The organism is Alcaligenes faecalis, from assembly GCF_002443155.1.
Classification (GTDB): domain Bacteria; phylum Pseudomonadota; class Gammaproteobacteria; order Burkholderiales; family Burkholderiaceae_B; genus Alcaligenes; species Alcaligenes faecalis.
This window is the reverse complement of record NZ_CP023667.1, coordinates 1,034,310-1,054,749: the sequence shown is the minus strand read 5'-3', so window position 1 is coordinate 1,054,749 and position 20,440 is coordinate 1,034,310. Positions and strand designations below refer to the sequence as shown.

Here is a 20,440-nt window from a genome sequence, read left to right as displayed (position 1 = left end):
TCCCGCACGTGGTGCTTGACTGCCGGTTAAGGAAAAACCACCCAAAAAAGGACTGCAGACTTAGCGATTCATATTGAACAGACTCATGCTCTGAATCGTCTGGAACGCCATGGCCGACATTTCCAGAGCCGCCTTGCGCAACTCCAGATCAGTAGAAGCCTGGAAAATATTCAGGTCTTCCAGGCGCGAGAGCTCATTGGTGTAATTCAAGGCACGAGCCGCACCGTTGGAACTCAAGGCGTCAATCTCGTTCATGCGCGTACCTACCGAGGAAATCACGGTCTGCACGTTATCGAAGTTTTCTCCGATACGTTGCATGGCCGAGTTCATCGCGTTGCGAAACTCAGCCTGGGCAGCAGGATCACCGCTGACGGGCTTGCGCAAAGCCTCCACCACCGATTGCAAGGTGTTGAACAGGTTCATGTCAGCCGAGCTGGTGCTATCGACCGAACTGACCTCGAAACTGTCACCCACGGCGGGTTTGCCTTCGATCTGAACGCTGACACCACCGGGCAGCTCGATACGCTGACGCTCGTTCTCATCCAGTACGCCCTGGCTGACAACTGCGCCATTCACTTCAATGTCGTACTCGGTTTCCGAGGTAAAGCGAATGGTGTAGTTGGCCTGTGCCCCTGCCAAAGAGGAGTTGCCATTGGGCGCACTGACTACTGCCGAGCCCGTATTGGCATTGGCCTGGGTGAAATAGGCTGTGGAGCCGGGATTGGCGCGTTCAAAAATGGTGCGACCATGGTCCGCCGAGTCCATTTGACGGGTTTGCTCCACCTGAATGTTGCGGCTATTTGTGTCGCCGGTGTAGCTGAAGGTATTGCCTGTACGCTCAAATGCCTGTGTTGTGCCTTTTGCGCCAGAAAACAGATACTGGCCCGATCCATCCTTGGTATTGGCAAAGCCGAACAAGGTATCCAGAGCGCTTTCCATCACCGTCGCCAAGGTGCTGCGGTCTGCGTCGGACATGGTGCCGGTAGAGGCTTCCACCAGACGGGTCTGCACGCCTTGCAACTGCAGGTTGACGGCATTGAGCAGGTTTTCTTCTTCACCCAAAGCGCGCATGGCCACTTCACGGTTTTCACCGTAGCGCTTGTCCATGGCCTGAGATTGCGCCAGGTTAATGGTCTGAGCCGAAGCCAAGGGATCATCCGAAGGAGTGATCATCCGCTTTTGCGAGCCCATTTGCTGAAAAACCCGCATCAGATCGGACTGCTGCTTGTTGATCGAGGTCAGGCCCGTCTGAAAGAAAAGAGAAGAACTAATACGCATAGCAAGGTTCCAATTTCAAGACCAAAGAGCCGTAATCAACTACGCAGGCCTAAAAGGGTGTCAAACATCTGGGAGCTGACATCAATCAGGCGGGCGGCCGCCTGATACTGCTCCTGAAAACGCTGGAGCATGATGTACTCCTCGTCCTTGTTCACACCGGACAAGGACTGCTGAGCGGCATAGTTTTGCTCGATCAGCTTTAATTGCGCCTTGGCTGCGGTCCCGTTTTGCTGTGTTTGTACGGCAATGCGGTTCACGATCTGGCCAAAAGAATCATTCAGGCTCAGGGAGCCGTCAGCCAGCACTTTGGTATTGCGCAGATCTGCCAGTTTCTGGGCGATTGCACCGTCAGCCGAACCCGTGTCCATGTCAGCCGCCGCAATATCCTGCGGACGCTTGATCTCCACTTGCAAGCTGCTGCCTGCATTGACAGTGGGTTGGATCAACCAGGAGTCGCCATCTTCCGATTTGGTTTTCAGGCTGGAGACATCAATTTCCAGGCCATCCACACGCGTAATGCCGCCGTTCTTGTCCGGACCGTTCAAAGGAGTCACGTCGTTGCTGGTCAAATTACGCAGCTGGAAGCGCCCGTCCACGCGCTCGATGCGGTAGTTATCGCCTGTCAGCTTGTCGACTGGCTGGGTGTAGCCCTTGCTGGGGTCAGCCGGATCGACCAGGTCTTTATAAAAAGACACACCGGGAACACCGCTGCTGACCGGGTTGTTGCCATTGGCGGTCACTTTCGGGCCGCTGATGCTGAACATGTCTTTGCCAGCGTCACCCTTCAAGTCCATGCCTTGACGGTGAATGTCGTTCACGGTGTGAGCCAGGCCCACCGCCAGACGCCCCAGAGCATTGATGGCAGGTTCCAGACTCTCCTGACGGAACTGCAGCAAGCCACCCAAGGTGCCGCCTTTAATGGTGCCTTCGCGAAACTCGGACACCACCATCTTGCCGTCCACGTTCAGGGCAGACGTAAAACCCACAACCATGCGCTCGGGGTTTTCAGCCGAACGCACGGCGTGCAAGGGGTAAACACGTTCGCCACCCAGCAGCATCTGACCGCCAGCCGTGGTTACGCTCAAACGCCCATCCTGCTCAACCGTGCGCACATCGATCAGTTGACCCAGCTCGGCCACCAGTTGCTCGCGCTGATCCAGCAGATCATTCGGCTCGTGACCGGGCGTAGTGCCTTTGGCAGCCACGATCTGTTTATTGACGTTATCAATCCGCTCCAGATAACTATTGATCTGGGTAACGGTCGTGCCTACCTGGGTATTGATGTTCTCGTTGACGCGATTCATGTAGGAAGTCGCATCACGAATCTGAGTGGCCAGGCTTTCAGCACGGCCCAGCAGCTCCTGGCGAGCCGAAGGATCTGCGGGCTGCGAAGCCACGGCCTCCAGACCATCAAAGAAGTTCTGCAAGGCGGGACTGATACCGACTGTGCGATCCGAGAACAGATTGTCCAGCTGGGCAATTTCTGTGCCGTAGCTGACCAGAGCCGCACCAGCTGTTTGCGAGCGCACCAGTTGCTGGTACAGAAAGTTGTCGTGGGAACGCTGAACGGTGACCACCTGCACGCCGCGGCCGTAATAGCCATTGCCGCTTCCAACCGAACCAGCTGTCTCAACCAGGACCGATTGGCGGTTATAGCCAGCGGTATCGATATTATTAATATTGTGGCCCGTCACCTGCATGCGCTTTTGAGCGGCAAACAAGCCGGTAATACCAAGGTTGGCGAGATTCATATCAAATCCTTTCTGTCCTGCCCGGCCCGTAGTGTCCAAGGCGAAAAATGAACATGCTGCTTTTTAACGACCACCTTGGTGCAATATTTAGACCTGCATTAATAATTAAGACTTGCCGCCATCAAAGTAGGCCATGATGGAGATCAGTTTTTTGGCGTAGGAAGGGTCGGTGGCGTAGCCCGCATCCTGAATACGCTGAGCGGCCTCTTGGGGCGAACTCGCGTGTTTTACACCTTCATAGCGTTTGTTATTGCCAATCAGCTTGGCGTAATCAGCAAAGGACTCGGCATAAGAGTCATAGGCGCGGAAGGTTTGCGTCATCTTGCGCGCCACGCCGTTTTGATATTCGGTGGTCATGACCTCTACCGTCTTGCCTTTCCAGGACGGTGTGGCCTTGATGCCAAACAAGTTGTGGCTGGTCGTGCCATCCGCGTGCATGATTTCGCGCTTGCCCCAACCCGACTCCAGCGCCGCCTGGCTCAAGATCAGCTTGGCGGGTACACCGCTATCTTCGGCTGCGACCTTGGCGGCCGTGTTCATGCGGTCCACAAACTGGCGAATGTGGTTAGGCGCGCCCTGAATGGAGGAATACACGCGCTGCATGGTGCTGTTATTGCTGAGTTTGTCGATCAGCTCGGCAATGGAGGCCGCATCAATGGAGCGGTCATTGGGCATGCGCGAGCGCAGATCCGCACGGCGCGAATGAGCCGCTTCCGGATCATGGGACGCCACACCAAAAGGCTCACTGCTCTGCCCGCTCATCTGGGCTTGCAGGGCTTTGGCCAAGCCAATGCCAGGGTCAGCCAGTTGCATGGCCAGTTGCTCGTCGCCCAGGCTTTGCGCCATGCGCACCGATTGCGTATCAAACAGGCCGCCTTCGGGATTGGCAGCACGCGCCTGCTTCAAAATATTCTGAATGAACAGGGACTCGAACTGACGGGCCACTTGTAGCTGGGTAGCCTGATTCTGGCCGTCCTGCCCGGCTTGCCGACGCAGCTGGGCCAGTTGTTGCGGGTCAAAAATCGAAACCTGTGTTCCCGAACCAGGAGGTGGGAAGTACTGCACACTCATTAGATGATCTCCAAATCGGCCCGCAAAGCGCCCGCGCTTTTCAGGTTCTGCAAAATGGACAACAAGTCTTGAGGGGTGGCACCCAAGGCATTCAAGGCACGGACCACATCGGCCAGATTGGCACTGGTCTTGACGCGTTGCAGGGAGCCGCTATCGCTGCGCATTTCAATCTGGGTGCTGTCAGCCACCACGGTCTGACCACCACCAAAGGGCGTATCCGGCTGGCTGACTTGCGGTTGACGGCTGATCACCACGGACAGATTGCCGTAGGCAATGGCGGCCTCATCAATCGTTACCGTGCGGTTCATGACCACCGAGCCGGTACGAGCATTGATCACCACACGAGCACGTGCCGGTGGCAAGTTCACCTGCAGGTTTTCAACATGTGAAATAAAGGCGGTTTGAGCCTGCGGGTCCAAAGGACCGCGCACCTGAATCAAACGGCCATCCAGAGCGGTAGCTGTGGATGGGCCAAACTGCTTGTTCAGGGCCGCCACCACATTCTGGGCCGTACCAAAATCCGAGGAATTCATTTCCAGATTGATCACGCCGTCCCGAGCGTAGGTCGTGGGCACACTTTGCTCGACCGTTGCGCCGCCAGGAATCGTGCCGCCATTAAGCTGATTGACCTGCACGCTGGAACCACCCGCTTCGGCCCCTGCCCCACCCACCAGCAAGTTGCCTTGGGCAATGGCGTAAACCTGACCGTTCGCACCTTTCAGCGGGGTCATCAACAAGGTGCCACCGCGCAGGCTCTTGGCATTCCCCATGGAGGACACCACCACATCCACGGACTGGCCGGGACGGGCAAAGGCAGGCAGACGCGCCGTTACCATGACGGCCGCCACGTTCTTGAGCTGCATATTGCTGCCCTGGGGAATCGTCACCCCCAACTGGGACAGCATATTGGTCAAGCTTTGCTGGGTGAAAGGAGCCTGACGCACCTGGTCACCGCTGCCATCCAGACCCACGACCAGGCCGTAACCGATCAACGGGTTGTCACGCACACCCTGAATGGATGCCAGATCCTTGATACGCTCGGCCTGGCTGGCAGAAGCCAGCAACAGGCCCGCCGCCAGCATGGCTGCTTGCAGCACATGGCGATAAGAAGAAAAACGAGTACGACTCATGGAAAACGCCATAACAAGCACAAGGATCAGAACGGAGAGATATTCAGGAAAAAACGCTGTAGCCAGCCCATGGTCTGGACTTCGTCCATGACCCCTTTGCTACGAAACTCGATACGGGCATCGGCCACCTGGGTGGAAGACACCGTATTGCTGCCGGTAATGGAACGCGGGTCCACCACACCGGAAAAGCGAATGTGCTCGCTGCCACGGTTAATGGCGATCTGCTTTTCACCGGCCACCTGCAAGTTGCCATTAGGCAACACGCCGACTACGGTCGTCGTCAAGGTGCCGCTAAAGGTATTGTCGGCACGGCTGGAACCCTTGCCCTGGGCCTTGTTCGAGCCGCTGACTTCAAAGTTCTGCTTGCTACCCACTTCGTTAGGCAGAAAAGCCGGCACGCCCGTAAAGTCCAGGCCACCACTTCCTGTCCGATCCGTATTGGTCGAGACGTTCTTGGCCGCGTTGGTGCGCTCCTGAATCATGATGGTGACAATGTCGCCCACATTGCGGGGCCGTCTGTCTTCAAACAGCGGGTAGTTGCCGTAAGCCGAGGGCTGGTAGATGGAGCCATTGGCCACCACGGCTGCAGGCACAGCCGGTGGCGGGGGAGCCGTCAAGGGGCCGGTCACCACATCTTCAGGAGGCACCAGCGCGCAGCCGGATAGGGCCACAACTGCACACAGCGCAAGACGGCTCATCAGAGCTTGGAACATTGTCACGATCTCTTCAGGTTTACAGCTGCGTCAGGCGAGCCAGCATCTGGTCAGCGGTGGACACGGCCTTGCTATTGATTTCATAGGCGCGCTGGGTGCTGATCATATTGACCAGTTCCTCGGCCACGTTGACGTTGGAGGTTTCGTTGTACTTGTGCATGACCAGACCTGCACCGTCCATGCCGGGTTGCAGGAAGTTGGCAGCACCCGAGGCATCGGTTTCGATGTACAAGTTCTCGCCCATGCTTTGCAGGCCGGCCGGATTCACGAAGGTGCTCAGTTGCAACTGCCCCACTTCCACGCTGGCACCGGCGGCACCGGGCTGCGTCACCGACACGGTGCCATCACGGCCAATGGTCAGTTCCAGCGCGTTATCAGGGATATTGATGGGGGGCTGAATGGGGTAGCCGCCAGCGGTAACCAGCTGACCATTCTGGTCGCGCTGCAAACTGCCGTCACGCGTGTAGGCAAAGGTGCCGTCCGGCATTTCCACTTGCAGGAAACCGCTGCCCTGAATGGCGATATCCATATTGTGACCCGTGTGCTTCATGTCACCCTGGGTGTGGATACGCTCGGTTGCCACGGTGCGCACACCCGTACCAACCTGCAAGCCGGTAGGCAGCTGATTGGCGGCACCAACCTGAGCGCCGGGCTGACGAATGGTTTGATACATCAGGTCTTCAAACACCGCGCGGGTACGTTTGAAGCCAGTGGTATTCACGTTGGCCAAGTTATTGGAAATAACATCCATATTGGTCTGCTGGGCTTCCAGACCGGTCTTGGCAATCCACAGAGAGCGAATCATGTGTGTGTAATCCTTGACGCTAAGGCCTGCGCTATGGGCGCGGCTTAGCCATTAAATGAAAGTAGGGAGTTGGCCCGATCTTCGCGCGCGCTGGCGTCCTGGATGACCTTCATCTGGGTTTCAAAGCGACGTGCATTGGCAATCATGGCCACCATCGCTTCAGCCGGGTTCACGTTGCTTTTTTCGATAAAGCCCGAAACCATGCGCACAGAAGGATCCGCCGGGGCCGGCGCTCCATTGTTCATGCGAAACAAGCCGTCCTGACCACGCTGCAGATCGGCGGTTGGGGGATTGACCATTTTCAACTGGCCCATCACCTGGATGTCGCGCGGGTTATCCCCGGCCCCCAGCGCGGTCAGTTGACCGTCGCTGGAGAAAGTGATGGAACCACGATCCGGGATTTCAATGACCTGCCCATCGGCGCTCAGCACCGGCAAGCCACTTTGGGTAACCAACTGGTTTTGGGCGTTGACCACCAGATCGCCTGCCCGCGTATAGGCTTCCTGGCCATCCAGCGCACGAACGGCAAACCAGCCCTGGCCCGCAATGGCGACATCCAGCGCATTGCCGGTCTCGGCCATGGCACCGGGCTGAAAACGGCTGCCCGGTGTCACCGTGGCCGTACCGACGCGAGTTTGCGAACCCACATCGCTAGTGACAGGTACGGAACGGTAATACGCCAGTTGCTGACGAAAACCGGACGTGTTCACGTTGGCCAGGTTGTTGGTAATAACGTCCTGTTGCTCCAGCGTGCGCTGGGCGCCATTCATAGCGGTATAAATCAGGCGATCCATGACAGCTCTTAACGCAGGTTGACCAGGGTTTGCAGAACCTGATCCTGCGTCTTGATGGTCTGGGCATTAGCCTGGTAGGTACGCTGGGCAATAATCATATTGACCAGTTCCTGCCCCATATCCACGTTGGAATCTTCCACCGCCTGACCTTTGATCGATGCCAGGCCATTCTCGCCAGGGCGACCCAAAATAGGCTGGCCCGACTCCCCTGTTTCCGCCCAGGCGTTGCCACCCACGGGACGCAGACCTTGCAGGTTGCTGAAGTCGGCCAGAACCAAAGAGCCCAAACGCTGAGTCACACCGTTGGTATAGGCGGCGACCATGGTGCCATCCTTGTCGATGCTCATGCTGGCGTATTCACCCGTGGCGTAACCGTCCTGGTAGGGCTTGCCCTTGGCAAACTCACCGCCAAACTGGGTGGTGCCGTTATAGCGGATATCAAAGACCAGATCGTCAGCAGGCGAGGCATTGCCGCCAGGATTGGCCAGCGTTACGTTGACCGTGGCCGGGTTGGGGCTGGTCATCACGCCTGAACCGTTAAAGGTCATGGTCGCACTGGCCGGCGACAACGGTGTGCTGCCTTCCATGTAGTAAACGTCCCACACGCTTTCACCGGCTGCATTGGCAGGACGCTTGACGAAGTACTGGGAAATCTCGTGGCTGTTGCCCAGCGAGTCATAAACCGAGTAGCTGAACGATTCGCTGTAAGTGGTGGGGTCTTTGGGATCAAAGACATTGATGAGATTGCCATTGGCATCTTCTGTTGGGATCGCTTCGGCACCGCCGGGCAGGTTGGGCTTGAAATCCAGAGCGGTCGTGGCTTTGGGAGGCACGTTGGCCGATGGCACTTGCAGGCGCTGCAGCTCGCTGCTGCCCACGCCGTAACCTGTCAGGTAATGGCCTTGGGCGTTGATCAGGTAGCCGGCCTTGTCCGGATAGAACTGACCGTTGCGGGAAAACAGAACCGCCCCATTACTTTGCTCCAGGCGGAACAAGCCGTTTTCACCGTCAATGGCCATATCGAACTGGTTGCCCGAGTTGCTGACGTTACCAACCGAGAAACGCTGGCTGACGCGCGACACCTGCACACCCAGACCCACGCGGGAGTTGGCGTATACGTCCGCAAACTGCACCGTCGAGGCCTTGTAGCCCACCGTGCCCGAGTTGGCGATGTTATTACCGATGGAATCCAGGTTTTGGGAGGCGGCGTTCAAGCCACTCAATCCTTGTCCGAAGCTCATGAACTTTCCTTTTAATGTCGTGTTGGCTCAGCCCGCTTTTGGGGCAAGCGGCGCTTACATGATTTTGCGTATGTCCAGCAGGGAGAACGAACCCGCCAGGCCAAGATCCAGCATCAAACCGCTGGAGGTATAAGCCACGCTATCGACCTTGCCATGCGTCAATGGGCTGGCTGTGACGGCCGTGCCGTCATTACTGGCCAATACACTGACGGTGTACGAACCGTCGGCCAGCGGTGAACCGTCGTTATCCAGGCCATCCCATTCCAGCGAGTACACACCCGCCTCTTTGGGCCCCAGATCGTATTCACGGACCACTTTGCCGCTGCTGTCCTTGATATGAACCATGGTCGAGGTCGTCCCGCTGACCAGATCAATCCCGTACGGCATGGCTACTTTCTCGCCTTCCTGGCTGGTACCCAGGGACACTTTCGCGCCTGGCACCAGCACTTGCTTGCCGATCAGATTGGCAGCTTGCATGGACTGACTCACATCCATCTGCCCGGCCACGGCCAGCAAAGTGGTATTCAATTGCTGAATCCCTGCCACCGTGGACATTTGCGCCATCTGGGTCGTGACCTGGGCGTTATCCATGGGATTCAAGGGGTCCTGATTGCGCAGCTGCGTAATCAGCATGGTCAGAAAACGGTCTTCCGTTTCTGCCATCGCGCTCTTGTTGCGGGCATCCACCCCGGCCATCGCCCCTGCGGTGGGGTCCAGGACATTGCGATCGTTATTGACTGTGCTCATGCTCTTTCTTTCCCGTAACCGGCTTACTGACCAATGGTCAAAGTACGCAGCATCAGGTTCTTGGAGGTGTTCACCACTTCCACATTGGCCTGATAGGAGCGCGATGCAGCCAGCATGTTGACGGTCTCGGCCACCACATCCACATTGGGCAGGGTCACGTAGCCTTGTTCGTCGGCGTAAGGATTGCCGGGGTCGTATTGCAGTCGGCCGGGCGCATCACTTTCCTGCACACCCACCACTTGCACGCCGCCCACGGGGCTACTGCCCTGGGGGGTCATTTGAAACACCACCTGGCGGGCCTTGTAGGGCAGGCCATCGGGCCCGACCACGCTGTCGGCGTTAGCCAGATTGCTGGCCGACACGTTCAAGCGCTGCGACTGTGCCGTCAGGGCAGAACCGGCAATCTGGAAAATACTGAAACTGGACATGAAGACTCGCTATTACTGTTGCAATGCCGCCATCAAGCCTTTCAAGCGCTGGGAAGCCAGGTTGATCGTGCTTTGATAGTGCAAGGTGTTATCGGCAAATTGCATGCGCTCCACATCCATCTCGACCGTATTGCCGTCCAGAGAAGGTTGCACAGGAACGCGATAAAGCAACTCGTCCGTACTGGGGGGACGGGCTGCCTGGGCGGGAATATGACGGGCCGAGGTCAAGGACAAGCTGGTGTTGGGCAATGCCATCTGGCCCTGCCCCCCTAAAGCCGCTTTCAAGGTGGCCGTAAAGTCCATATCCCGGGCCTTGTAGTTAGGCGTGTCGGCATTGGCAATATTGGAGGCCAGAACCTCCTGGCGCTCCTGGCGCACAGCCAGGGCCGTCTGGTAAAACTTCAGGTGCTCACCGATGCGATCAATCATGGAGTCAAGCCAATATTCTGTGTTCAAGTTTGAGATCCAGGTGAACGCGCGCACGCCTTTTCACCGCCATAACAGAATGGTAGCCAGTGGCACTGCTTCACAAATCAGGGAACAAAACGCAATTTATCGGCCAGTTCAGCTCTTGACCTGGCGGCTGAGTCCGTAAAATTCAGTCATGACCTTATATAGACTCCTGATCTGCGCATGCCTGTTCACCGTCGGTGCGACAGCGAGCGTGCGCGCTCAAGAGAGCGTTCAGGCACTGAGCGTGCAAGCCATGCAGGAGCAGGCACAGGACTATCTGCTCAAGCAGGCGCAGATGTATCCCGGCATCGCCACCATCACGCTGGATGCGTCGCGGCTGAACGCCATGCCCGCCTGCACCCAGAACCAGGTTTTTCTGCCCAGCGGCCAGCGTCTGCGATCCCGAATGAGTGTTGGCGTGCGCTGCCTGAGCCCGCAAAGCTGGAGCACGTCAATTGCTGCCACGCTGTCCATTCAGGGACACTATTACGTCACCAATCGCCGCATCAATCCGGGCGAAACCATCAATCAGGATGATCTGATCGAACGCGAGGGAGACTTGCTGGCCCTGGCCAACGGTGTAGTGATCGACCCCGAGCAGATCATTGGCTATGTCGCCAGCCAGCGTATTCCTTTGGGTAATGCAATACGGGCCTCCGCCCTGCGCGACCCGCAATCGATCACGCGTGGCCAGATGGTGCGTACTGTGGCACGCGGCATGGGTTTTGTAGCCACGGGCGAAGGACAGGCCCTGCAAAGCGGCGCACCGGGCACCCAGATTCAGATCAAGGCCAGTTCGGGGCAAGTGATTTCAGCCACGGTACTGGATGCGTCCACGGTTCAGGTCGTTCTCTAAACTAAATCGGATGAGCATGCTAAAGTTTGCGTCCAGAGCGCCGTTACAAGATCAACGCAAAGAACAGGCCGCACGGAGAAACACGTGAAGATCAGCCCCTCCCCCCTCAAGACCCCCCTTGCTGAAACCTCTGCCGCAGAACGCAGCACGGCGTCCAATCGTGCGCGTCAAGCGTACAACAACAGCAGCAGCACCAACGAAGTGGACTTCAGCGCTGCAGCCCGCCAGCTCAATTCGCTGCAAGACAGCAGCGCCGATGTAGACATGAAAAAAGTCGAGGCCTTGCGCGAGGCCATTGCAGCAGGCGAGCTCAAAATTGATACCAGTCGGATCGCCGACTCCCTGATTGCCTCCGTGCGCGATCTTCTCAAGTAATCACCTGAAACGGCCATGTCTTTGCAAACCTGTCTTGCCGATCAACACCAGGCCCTGCTGGATTTCGAGCAGCTGCTGGTAGAAGAAAACACCCTGCTGCTGCGCAGCTTCGAGCCACAAGAACTGGCCCAGATCACACTGCGCAAATACCAGCTGGTTGAACGTATCGAACAACTGGACCAGGCCCGCGCCCAGCTCCTGCAAGCGCGTGAACTGGAAAACAACCTCCAGGGCCTGCGCTACGCGGCTGAAGAGGACGAACTGGAACAAGAGCTGGAACAGTTGATCGAGCTGAGCGAGAAGGTGCGCAACGCCAGCGACAACAACCGCATTCTGGTTGATACCTTTTTGATCGATACCCAGCAAAACCTGGACGCCCTGGAAGCCTTCACCGGCCGCAATACCTTTTATGACGCCTCCGGCAAAACTCAGAATACCCAGTCTTCCTTGAGTTTGAAGGTATAGGACTGAGCAGACGCCAGTAGCGGCATGCCCAATATTGAAAGCGCCAACTATTTAGTTGGCGCTTTTTTTGTCCTGCCCGAACACGGAGAACGCTGCAAGCCACGCTAAGGTACAAGGGCTGAACGCCCGAACGTTTGAATGCCTGAACTCCATTACATTAAATATGATGTATTCTTTGAATACACCAAAAACGATGTATATTTAAAATACATCAAATTTATTGTATTTTGAATTCACAGGAGCCAGGCGATGCCAACAAGACTAGACGCCATTGCACTGCACAGCCCGGAGCAAATGCCCAAGCTCATCCGCTCGTTGCGCAAGCGCAAAGGCTGGAGTCAGATAGAGCTGGCAGACAAGCTGAACACAACGCAGCAAGCCATTTCGCGCATGGAAAATGACGCGTCTGGCCTATCGCTTAAAAACCTGTTTTCGGTTCTGGCCGTCCTGGAAGCCAAGATCTCCATTATTGACGCTCACGAGCCTGACAAACCTGAATCTATGGAGTGGTGATGCCTGTTCTGGACCTGTGGATGAATGGTCTCTTCGTTGGAAAGTGGCATAAGCCTGCCCGCGGCCCATCACAACTTAGCTACGCGCCAGACTGGATCGCCCATCCACAAGGCCGGCCGCTGTCTCTATCCCTGCCCTTTACATTCAACAATGAAGCATTTCGTGGCGAGGTCGTAGACAACTACTTTGACAATCTGCTCCCCGACAATCCCGAGATTCGCCAACGTATCGCCTCCCGCTTCAAAACCCGCTCGCTGGAAACGTTTGCCTTGCTGGAAGCAATAGGTCGGGATGCTGCTGGTGCCGTGCAACTTCTGCCGGAGAACTCTCCAGCGCCGGAGATTCACACCCTCACGGCCCGTCCTCTTACCGAAAGTGACGTTGCCGAACATTTGCGCGGCACACTTACCGCCCGCCAGGACCTGGCCCCCGAAGACTTTCGTTTTTCGCTGGCAGGTGCCCAGGAAAAAACGGCCCTGCTATGGCATCAAGGCCAATGGCACATTCCCCAGGGATCGACACCCAGCTCACACATCTTCAAACTACCCTTGGGATTGGCGGGCAATGTCCGCTTTGATCTGAGCCACTCGGTGGAAAACGAATGGCTCTGCATGGAGCTGCTCAAAGAACTGGGCTTGAATGTCGCCCACACACAAATTGGCCAGTTTGAAGATCAAAAGGTTCTCATCGTGGAGCGCTTTGACCGTGTCTGGAGCCGTCATGGTCATTTGATACGCCTGCCCCATGAAGACCTGTTACAGGCAAGCGGTTTGCCCTCGCATGCCAAATACGAATCCGACGGTGGCCCTGGCATCCATACCATCATGCAGGTCTTATCCGGCTCGTCCAATGCTCTGGCTGACCGACAGGCTTTCTTCAAAACCTTGTTGGTCTTCTACTTGCTGGCCGCCCCAGATGGCCATGCCAAAAACTTCAGTCTGGCCATAGAACCTGGCGGCTACTTCCGTCTGGCACCACTTTACGATGTGCTCTCGGCCTGGCCTTGGGTAGGCACAAAACAAAATCAATGCCCTATTCAGCGCGTCAAAATGGCGATGGCACTACGCACCAGCAATACTCGCTACAAGATGCAGGAAGTGCTTCTCAGGCATTGGCTTGCCGTAGGAAAAACCTATATAGGACAGCAAGCCACTGAATCCTTGATCGGAGACCTTCACCAGCTTGTGGAGCCAGCCATTCAAAATGTCTCGGCACGATTGCCAGCGCATTTCCCTGAACACATCAAAGACGCCATCTTCCAGGGCCTACGCAGCAACTTGCAGCGTTTGAAATAAAAAAGCCTGCCACACGGCAGGCTTTTTCAATCTTGCTGAATTTAGCTCATCGCTTCTTTCAACACCAGCATCTTCACCAACGCATCGACTGACTGGCCGGACTTCAAGCCCGGTTTGCCCAGCAAGCGCGCGCTCAGCTGTCGCACACCCAGATTGTCCGGCGCCTGTAGCAGGTCCCAGGAGGCCAGCGTCAATTGGGCTGCAGCCAGCAAGTTAAGCTCGTCTTCGAACTCGGAATTACTGGCGGGCAAAATACCGCGCACGGTGCTCAGCAAGCGGGCCATTTCCTGCACTTCGCTACGCAGCATCATGTAGCAGGCCAGGCTGGCCGGGGCGATGGCCTCGGATCCTGTGCACTGGTGCATCAAGGCAAAGCGGGTTTTCAGCACTTTGCCGTCGTGACGACGGACAGTGCGCAGGATGATCAGATCCAGATGCACAGGCTCGGCATTGCGTTGTCGCAACTGCACCGGCTCGACGGCGTACCACAGGGCAATTTCACCCAGCTTGGCACGGCCCAGCGTTTCCAGATGCAGACGCGCAGCCAGATCCGGAATCGCGTGGAAAGCCAGCTGTTTGCTCAGTGCATTGGGCGTGGTCTTGCCGTCCTTGTGCCACAAGGAGGTTGCACCTGGAATCAGGGCCAGCCAGTCGGCTTCCATGTCGGCCCATTGACGCCACATGGTGGGCGAACCGCCCTCAAAAATATGCAGCAGATTCACAGGCTGAGCCTGCGCATTCAGAACCTGCATGGCCTGATTCAAGGCTTGCGCAGGACCTGGCCGTTCCATGCTGCGCACGCCACGCACATCCGACCATTGCGAGGGCGTCTGGCGCTGATAGTACGGAACACTTAAGGCCTGACCTTTGGGGCTGAACAGGAAGCTGAACGAGCACTGTTCCTGACAGCCAGCAGGCTGATGATCGGCATGGATTACCAGCAGGCGAGACACATTGCCTTCGCTGACTTCCTGACACGCGGCACGCATCAAGCCTTCGGCACGTTGTGCTGCTGCCCCGTCCTGAATGGGGGCATTTTGTGCATGCAGATCGCGCCAGAAGTCGTAGGCTTCCGCGCATGCCAGACGTTCGTCCAGATCCGCCGCTGCGCGACGGGCCTGCTCCAGGGCGATAGGCCCACCAGCCGAGGCCGCCGACAAAAGGCGTGGCAAGACGCGCGCACGGCGTTCTTCCTCGGCCTGTTGTTCCTGGGCAGACTGACCACCACTTTCCAGCAAAGCGGCCAGATCGCCAGAACTGGGCGCGTACAAGGGACGCTGGTTTTCGCGCACTTGCAAGGCAGAGTCGACCAGCTCGGCTGCACTCATGAAACGCAAATCCTCGGGCACTTTCTGGCCGTTGGACACGTAATGAATGGGCAGCTTGAAACGGATGGCGGTATCCAGCGGGCCGCCCAGCTTGATGGCCTCGTCCACCTTGGAAATGATGCAGCCGCTTAGCGGTGTACCACCGTCCTGCGTGTAGCTACGGGCCACTTCGTCCAGGGTATCGCCCTGGCTGGCGGCATTAAGCACCAGCAAGCGTTGCACCCGACGTCCAGCACCGGCCAGCAAGGCAGCCTGCTCTCGCACGTAACGGTCGCGCTGGCTGATGCCCATATTGTCGATCAGGATCACCTGATCAGGCCGCACGCCCAGCATCACGCTACGCAGTTGCGCTACGTCCTGCACGATATGCACGGCTACCCGCATCAGGTCGCCATAAATCTTCAGTTGCTCGTGGGCGCCGATCCGATAGGTATCAGTAGTCAGCAAAACCACTTTATCGGGACCGAAGCGACGCACGGCACGCGCGGCCAGTTTGGCCAGCGTGGTGGTCTTGCCCACACCCGTGGGGCCCACCAGCGCCAAGGCCAAACCGGGCTGCCACAAGGCGTCCTCGGAGCGCAGCACCGGCAAATGGGTTTCCAGTTCAGTACGCACCCATTGCAAGGCGGCACGCGCGCCCAGTTCTTCGGGCAAGCGCTTGAGCATGGCACGCAGCAAGGCGGTACTGAAACCTTGCGACAAAAGGCTCTGAAACAGATTCACCGCCACCGGCGTGCGCCGCATCTGGTGACTCCAGACCAGATCGTCCATGCGCCCTTCCAAGGCACCACGCAATGCCCCAATCGCACCCATCACATTGTCGGCGGCCGGTGGCGGGGCCATTTCCTGCTGGCGTATGCCAGCGGCCTGATGCGGTGTGCTGCTGGGCATGGGTGCGCGTTCAGTGGCACCACCGGGAACCGAGCTGGAATCGGTAGCGAGAATCTCCACCCCGCCATTCACGCGACGGTTGGACACAATCAAAGCATCGGGGCCCAAAGCGATACGCACCTGGCGCATGGCTTCACGGCTGGTACTACCAAAAAAGCGACTTATATTCATTCAGACTGACCAATAATGGTGGTGACCCGAAGGATGCGTTCTTCAGGAATTTCAGCGTTGGACAAGACACCCAGCTGTGGGATGTGGTGACGCAAGAAACGCGACAAGGTAGGCCGCAAAATAGGCGGCACAACCAGCACGGGCGGATCTCCATGTTCTTCCTGGAACTGGGCTGCCCGCATGGCATCGGTCAGCACCGACTCGGCCAGACCCGGCTCCAGCGCGCCGCTGCTGGTCAGTGCCTGCGTCATGACCCGCTCCAGACGGGCATCCAGACCAATCACACGCAGCTCTCCCTCACCGGGGAACCACTGCTGCACAATGGCACGGCCCAAGGCCACGCGTAAAACCGCCAGCAGTTCGCCCGCCTCCTGGCCGGGCTGAACCGCGCCGGGAGCCAGAATGCGCGGTGCATGTTCAGCCAGCGTTTCCACAATGCTGCGCATATCGCGAATCGGCACATCTTCAGCCAGCAGACCACGCAAGACCTTGAGCAAGAGGCTCAGGGACAGGGTTTGCGGTACAAAATCTTCGACCAGCTTGGGCGCTTCGCGGCCCACGTGATCCAGCAATTGCTGCACTTCCTGACGGCCCAGCAAATCGGCCCCATGACGATGCAGCAAATGGTTGATATGCGTGGCAATCACCGTGCTGGCATCCACCACGGTATAACCTGCAATCTGTGCCTGCTCGCGCATGCTGACATCCACCCACACGGCAGGCAGGCCAAAGGCCGGGTCCGTGGTCGGTGTGCCGGGCAATTTCATGGTGACACCACCAGGATCAATCGCCAGCCACTGCCCCGGCGTGGCGGTACCACGACCGATCTCCACCCCGGCCAACAGGATGCGATAGTCGTTGGGTTTGAGCTCCAGATTGTCCCGAATGTGGACCACGGGCGGCAAAAAGCCCACTTCCTGCGCAAACTTCTTACGCAGGCTGCGGATACGATGCAGCAGCTCACCGTTTTGCGCATGGTCTACCAAAGAGATCAGGCGATAGCCCACTTCCAGACCCAGGGGGTCCACCATGGACACGTCATTCCAGCTGGCTTCACTGGCGGCAGAATCGGCCGCGGCCAGGACTTCATCATTGGGTTCGCTGGCTTGCTGCTGCTGTTGGACCTGATGCTTTTGCATCATCCAGGCTCCAGCGCCCAATATCGCAGCCAGTAACAGGAATACCAGATTGGGCATGCCGGGAATCAGTCCCATCAAACCCAAAATACCGGCGGTGATATACAGCACCATGGGGTTGCGGAAAAGCTGGTTGACCATTTGCTGGCCCACGTCTTCGTCCGTCGCCACACGCGACACCACCACACCGGCGGCGGTGGAAATAATCAGGGCAGGAATCTGGGCGACCAGGCCGTCACCAATGGTCAACAAGGTATAAACGCGACCGGCTTCCGAGAAAGACAAGTCATGCTGCAGGACACCAATGATCAGACCGCCAATCACGTTAATGACCATGATCAGCAAACCCGCCACCGCGTCACCGCGCACGAATTTGCTGGCACCGTCCATGGAGCCGTAGAACTCGGCCTCTTGCGACACCTCGGTACGGCGACGGCGTGCATCGTCCTCCCCAATCAGGCCCGCGTTCAGGTCGGCGTCAATCGCCATCTGCTTGCCCGGCAAGGCGTCCAGGGTAAAGCGTGCCCCTACTTCCGCAATCCGGCCCGCACCCTTGGTAATCACCACGAAGTTGATGATGACCAGAATCACGAACACGATCAGGCCCACGGCAAAGTTACCGCCCACCAGAAAGTGACCAAAGGCCTCAATCACCTGACCGGCAGCGTCCGGGCCTTTGTGGCCATTCATCAGCACCACTCGGGTAGAGGCCACGTTCAGAGCCAGGCGCAACAAGGTCGCAAACAGCAGCACCGCCGGGAAAGCCGCAAAATCCAGTGGCTTCTTGGTGAACATGGCCACCAGCAGGATCATGACGGCCAGGGCGATGTTGAAGGTGAACAGCAGGTCCAGCAAAAATGGCGGCAAGGGCAGAATCATCATGGCCATCACCATGAGGATCAGCACCGGACCCGCTAAAAGCCGGGCGTGTTGACCACCGTTTTGTTTCAGTAAGGCAAAAAAATTGTTCATTGCTTTTAATGTTTGCGCGAACGCAGTGGACCTTCATCCATGCCTGTCGGCACTTTCAATCGGGTGGGCATGACCGGGCGCTCGCCCTGCCCCTTGTTCCAGTTACGAAGCTGATAAACCCAGGCCAGCACTTCGGCCACGGCCGAGTACAAGTCCACGGGAATCTCGCGCTCCAGTTCGACATTGAAGTACAGGGCCCGCGCCAGCGCGGGTGCCTCCAGCGTGGCCACTTTATGCTCTGCCGCCAGACCGCGAATCTTGGCGGCGATCAAACCCGTGCCTTTGGCAACGACACGGGGCGCCCTGCTCTTGCCGTCCTGATACTTCAAGGCCACCGCATAATGCGTGGGGTTGGTCACGACCACATCGGCCCCCGGCACCTGGGACATCATGCGCGAACGAGCCATGGACCGTTGCTGCTGCCGAATGCGCCCTTTTACATGCGGGTCACCTTCGCTTTCCTTATGTTCTTCCTTCACGTCCTGACGCGACATGCGCAGCTTCTTGTAAAAGCTCCACAACTGCCAGGGTGCATCAATCAACACAATCACCAGCAAACTGGCAGCGATCAGGGCACAACACTTGATGATCAGCGCCATCCCCGTGGCAATGGCCGCCGTGGGATGCACATACATCAGGGCCGTCATCTGTTCGCGCTCGGTCCAGATCACATACACCGCTACTGAACCAACCAGACCGGCTTTGGCCAGGGTCTTGATCAGCTCCACCACGGTCTGCATGGAAAACATGCGTTTGACGCCCTTGGCCGGATTCATGCGCTCGAACTTGGGCTGCAAGGCCTTGCCGCTAAAACTCATGCCGCCCAGTGCAATCGACGCAAAAATCGCGACTACCACCAGCAGCAGGAACAGTGGTGCCAGCCCTTTTAGTGCTTCGCCCGCCAGACCGGCAGCCTGTACCACCATGGCACTGGGATCATGCGCAACCCGAGGATCGAACCAGACACTGCGACGCACAATGCCACCAAAGGTCTCGTACAGATAGCTGGCCCCGACCCAGATGCCGCCTATCCCGGCCAGCAGCATCAGGAACGTTGTCAGCTCTCTGGAACGCGCCACCTGCCCTTCTTCCCGCGCCTTTTCCAGGCGCCGGGGTGAGGCCGGTTCTGTTTTTTCGAGATCGCTGTCTTCTGCCATGGACTGCCAGGACGCAGGAATTGAAAGAATGAATCACGCGCGCAGCACGAATGTTGCGCTCGCACTGCATGCCGCGGGATCATTCTAAAAGAGCGCTGCGGCTCTGATAGCGCGGAGAAAGCCCGATAAAAGCAGGCTGTTCCCCACAAGCAAAAAGGCGCTGCAATGTGCAGCGCCTTCAACAAGCAAACTCAATGAGCGGATGGAACCGGGAATTAAAAGCCCAGATTCGCCAGCAAATCGTCCACCTGATCCTGGCTGGTGACCACTTCCGAGGCCACGGGCGAGACCACTGGGCCATTGATAAGGCTTTGAGTTTCTTCGCGTTTTTCTGTGGGCACATTATCGACCAGCACTTGAACCAGTTCGGTTTCAATCGTGCCGACCACACCCAGCATGCGCGTGATCACCTGCCCGGTCAGATCCTGAAAGTCCTGGGCCATGATGATTTCCAGCAAATTGTCCTGCGTCTGCTGGGCCTTGACGGGCACATCGCGCAGAAAGCCACGGGTGCGCTTGACCAGCTCGCGAGCCTGATCCTGATCCAGGGGCTCTTCAAACCATTGCTCCCACTCGGCATCCAGCGCCTGGGCGTCCTCTTGCAAGGATTCTTGCAAAGGACGCACCTGCTCGGCGGCATTCAGCACGCGGTTGGCGGCTTGCTCGGTCATGCGAGCCACATAGTGCAGACGATCGCGGGCATCCGGAATCGCGTGCGCGGCATCTTTAATGGCCTGATCCAGCCCCAGTTCGCGCATGCTTTCCCGCAGCAGGCGGGTCAGATTGGCGATGCGGTAGACCAGGTCAACCGGTACGCTCTGGGGGTCGGGATGAGTCGGTGTTTGCTGTGGATCCATGACGTACTCCGTA

The 20,440-nt window shown here is 57.6% G+C and carries 20 protein-coding genes; 5 read left to right on the top strand and 15 right to left on the bottom strand.

The annotated features are described in order from the left end of the window. Window positions 1-60: 60 nt before the first annotated feature. The 11 genes from flgL to flgB form a co-directional block, all read right to left on the bottom strand. Complete coding sequence (flgL, locus tag CPY64_RS04830; protein ID WP_042487530.1) at window positions 61-1,278, bottom strand: flagellar hook-associated protein FlgL; 1,218 nt, start codon at window positions 1,276-1,278, stop codon at window positions 61-63. A 35-nt stretch (window positions 1,279-1,313) separates the two neighbouring features. Further along, window positions 1,314-3,029 carry a flagellar hook-associated protein FlgK gene (gene flgK, locus CPY64_RS04825; protein ID WP_042487534.1) on the bottom strand — a complete coding sequence of 572 codons (1,716 nt, stop codon included), beginning with the start codon at window positions 3,027-3,029 and terminating at the stop codon, window positions 1,314-1,316. 105 nt (window positions 3,030-3,134) lie between these two features. After that, a complete protein-coding gene (gene flgJ / locus CPY64_RS04820) occupies window positions 3,135-4,100 on the bottom strand; it encodes a flagellar assembly peptidoglycan hydrolase FlgJ (RefSeq protein ID WP_042487537.1) in 966 nt (321 codons plus the stop codon). Continuing rightward, entirely contained in the window at window positions 4,100-5,230 is a 1,131-nt protein-coding gene (locus CPY64_RS04815) for a flagellar basal body P-ring protein FlgI (RefSeq protein ID WP_042487543.1), read from the bottom strand. The genes flgJ and CPY64_RS04815 overlap by 1 nt, the downstream gene beginning before the upstream one ends. A 26-nt stretch (window positions 5,231-5,256) precedes the next feature. Further along, entirely contained in the window at window positions 5,257-5,943 is a 687-nt protein-coding gene (locus CPY64_RS04810) for a flagellar basal body L-ring protein FlgH (RefSeq protein ID WP_042487544.1), read from the bottom strand. A gap of 19 nt (window positions 5,944-5,962) precedes the next feature. Continuing rightward, a complete protein-coding gene (gene flgG, locus CPY64_RS04805; protein WP_026484558.1) occupies window positions 5,963-6,748 on the bottom strand; it encodes a flagellar basal-body rod protein FlgG in 786 nt (261 codons plus the stop codon). A gap of 44 nt (window positions 6,749-6,792) precedes the next feature. Next, entirely contained in the window at window positions 6,793-7,542 is a 750-nt protein-coding gene (gene flgF / locus CPY64_RS04800; protein WP_042487546.1) for a flagellar basal-body rod protein FlgF, read from the bottom strand. Between the two features lie 8 nt (window positions 7,543-7,550). Further along, window positions 7,551-8,783 carry a flagellar hook protein FlgE gene (gene flgE / locus CPY64_RS04795; RefSeq protein WP_042487549.1) on the bottom strand — a complete coding sequence of 411 codons (1,233 nt, stop codon included), beginning with the start codon at window positions 8,781-8,783 and terminating at the stop codon, window positions 7,551-7,553. Window positions 8,784-8,837: 54 nt separating this feature from the next. Beyond that, window positions 8,838-9,530, bottom strand: coding sequence for a flagellar hook capping FlgD N-terminal domain-containing protein (locus CPY64_RS04790; RefSeq protein WP_042487552.1), 693 nt, complete (start codon window positions 9,528-9,530; stop codon window positions 8,838-8,840). 23 nt (window positions 9,531-9,553) lie between these two features. Next, on the bottom strand, window positions 9,554-9,958 hold the full coding sequence (flgC, locus tag CPY64_RS04785) for a flagellar basal body rod protein FlgC (protein WP_042487555.1): 405 nt from the start codon (window positions 9,956-9,958) through the stop codon (window positions 9,554-9,556). Window positions 9,959-9,970: 12 nt separating this feature from the next. Continuing rightward, the gene (gene flgB / locus CPY64_RS04780) at window positions 9,971-10,387 is read right to left on the bottom strand and encodes a flagellar basal body rod protein FlgB (protein ID WP_042487558.1); all 417 of its coding nucleotides are present in this window, start codon (window positions 10,385-10,387) and stop codon (window positions 9,971-9,973) included. Window positions 10,388-10,562: 175 nt separating this feature from the next. Between flgB and flgA the strand changes: the two genes are divergently transcribed. The 5 genes from flgA (at window position 10,563) to CPY64_RS04755 (ending at window position 13,915) form a co-directional block, all read left to right on the top strand. Then, a complete protein-coding gene (flgA, locus tag CPY64_RS04775; protein WP_042487561.1) occupies window positions 10,563-11,267 on the top strand; it encodes a flagellar basal body P-ring formation chaperone FlgA in 705 nt (234 codons plus the stop codon). An 84-nt stretch (window positions 11,268-11,351) separates the two neighbouring features. Further along, window positions 11,352-11,642: a flagellar biosynthesis anti-sigma factor FlgM gene (gene flgM / locus CPY64_RS04770; protein WP_042487563.1), complete on the top strand. Its 291-nt coding sequence runs from the start codon at window positions 11,352-11,354 to the stop codon at window positions 11,640-11,642. 15 nt (window positions 11,643-11,657) lie between these two features. Beyond that, window positions 11,658-12,107, top strand: coding sequence for a flagellar export chaperone FlgN (gene flgN / locus CPY64_RS04765; protein WP_042487564.1), 450 nt, complete (start codon window positions 11,658-11,660; stop codon window positions 12,105-12,107). Between the two features lie 249 nt (window positions 12,108-12,356). Then, window positions 12,357-12,620, top strand: coding sequence for a helix-turn-helix domain-containing protein (locus tag CPY64_RS04760; RefSeq protein ID WP_052363008.1), 264 nt, complete (start codon window positions 12,357-12,359; stop codon window positions 12,618-12,620). Between the two features lie 20 nt (window positions 12,621-12,640). Further along, a complete protein-coding gene (locus CPY64_RS04755) occupies window positions 12,641-13,915 on the top strand; it encodes a type II toxin-antitoxin system HipA family toxin (protein WP_086046218.1) in 1,275 nt (424 codons plus the stop codon). A 41-nt stretch (window positions 13,916-13,956) separates the two neighbouring features. Here CPY64_RS04755 and flhF read toward each other — a convergent pair whose 3' ends face one another. The 4 genes from flhF to cheZ all read right to left on the bottom strand — a co-directional run bounded on the left by flhF (window position 13,957) and on the right by cheZ (window position 20,427). Next, window positions 13,957-16,305 (bottom strand): flagellar biosynthesis GTPase FlhF, encoded by a 2,349-nt coding sequence (gene flhF, locus CPY64_RS04750; RefSeq protein ID WP_042487573.1) that lies wholly within the window; start codon window positions 16,303-16,305, stop codon window positions 13,957-13,959. Then, window positions 16,302-18,413, bottom strand: coding sequence for a flagellar biosynthesis protein FlhA (gene flhA, locus CPY64_RS04745; protein WP_042487577.1), 2,112 nt, complete (start codon window positions 18,411-18,413; stop codon window positions 16,302-16,304). The genes flhF and flhA overlap by 4 nt, the downstream gene beginning before the upstream one ends. Before the next feature lie 5 nt (window positions 18,414-18,418). After that, window positions 18,419-19,570 (bottom strand): flagellar biosynthesis protein FlhB, encoded by a 1,152-nt coding sequence (flhB, locus tag CPY64_RS04740; RefSeq protein WP_042487579.1) that lies wholly within the window; start codon window positions 19,568-19,570, stop codon window positions 18,419-18,421. Window positions 19,571-19,785: 215 nt separating this feature from the next. After that, window positions 19,786-20,427: a protein phosphatase CheZ gene (gene cheZ, locus CPY64_RS04735; RefSeq protein ID WP_042487582.1), complete on the bottom strand. Its 642-nt coding sequence runs from the start codon at window positions 20,425-20,427 to the stop codon at window positions 19,786-19,788. Window positions 20,428-20,440 lie beyond the last annotated feature (13 nt).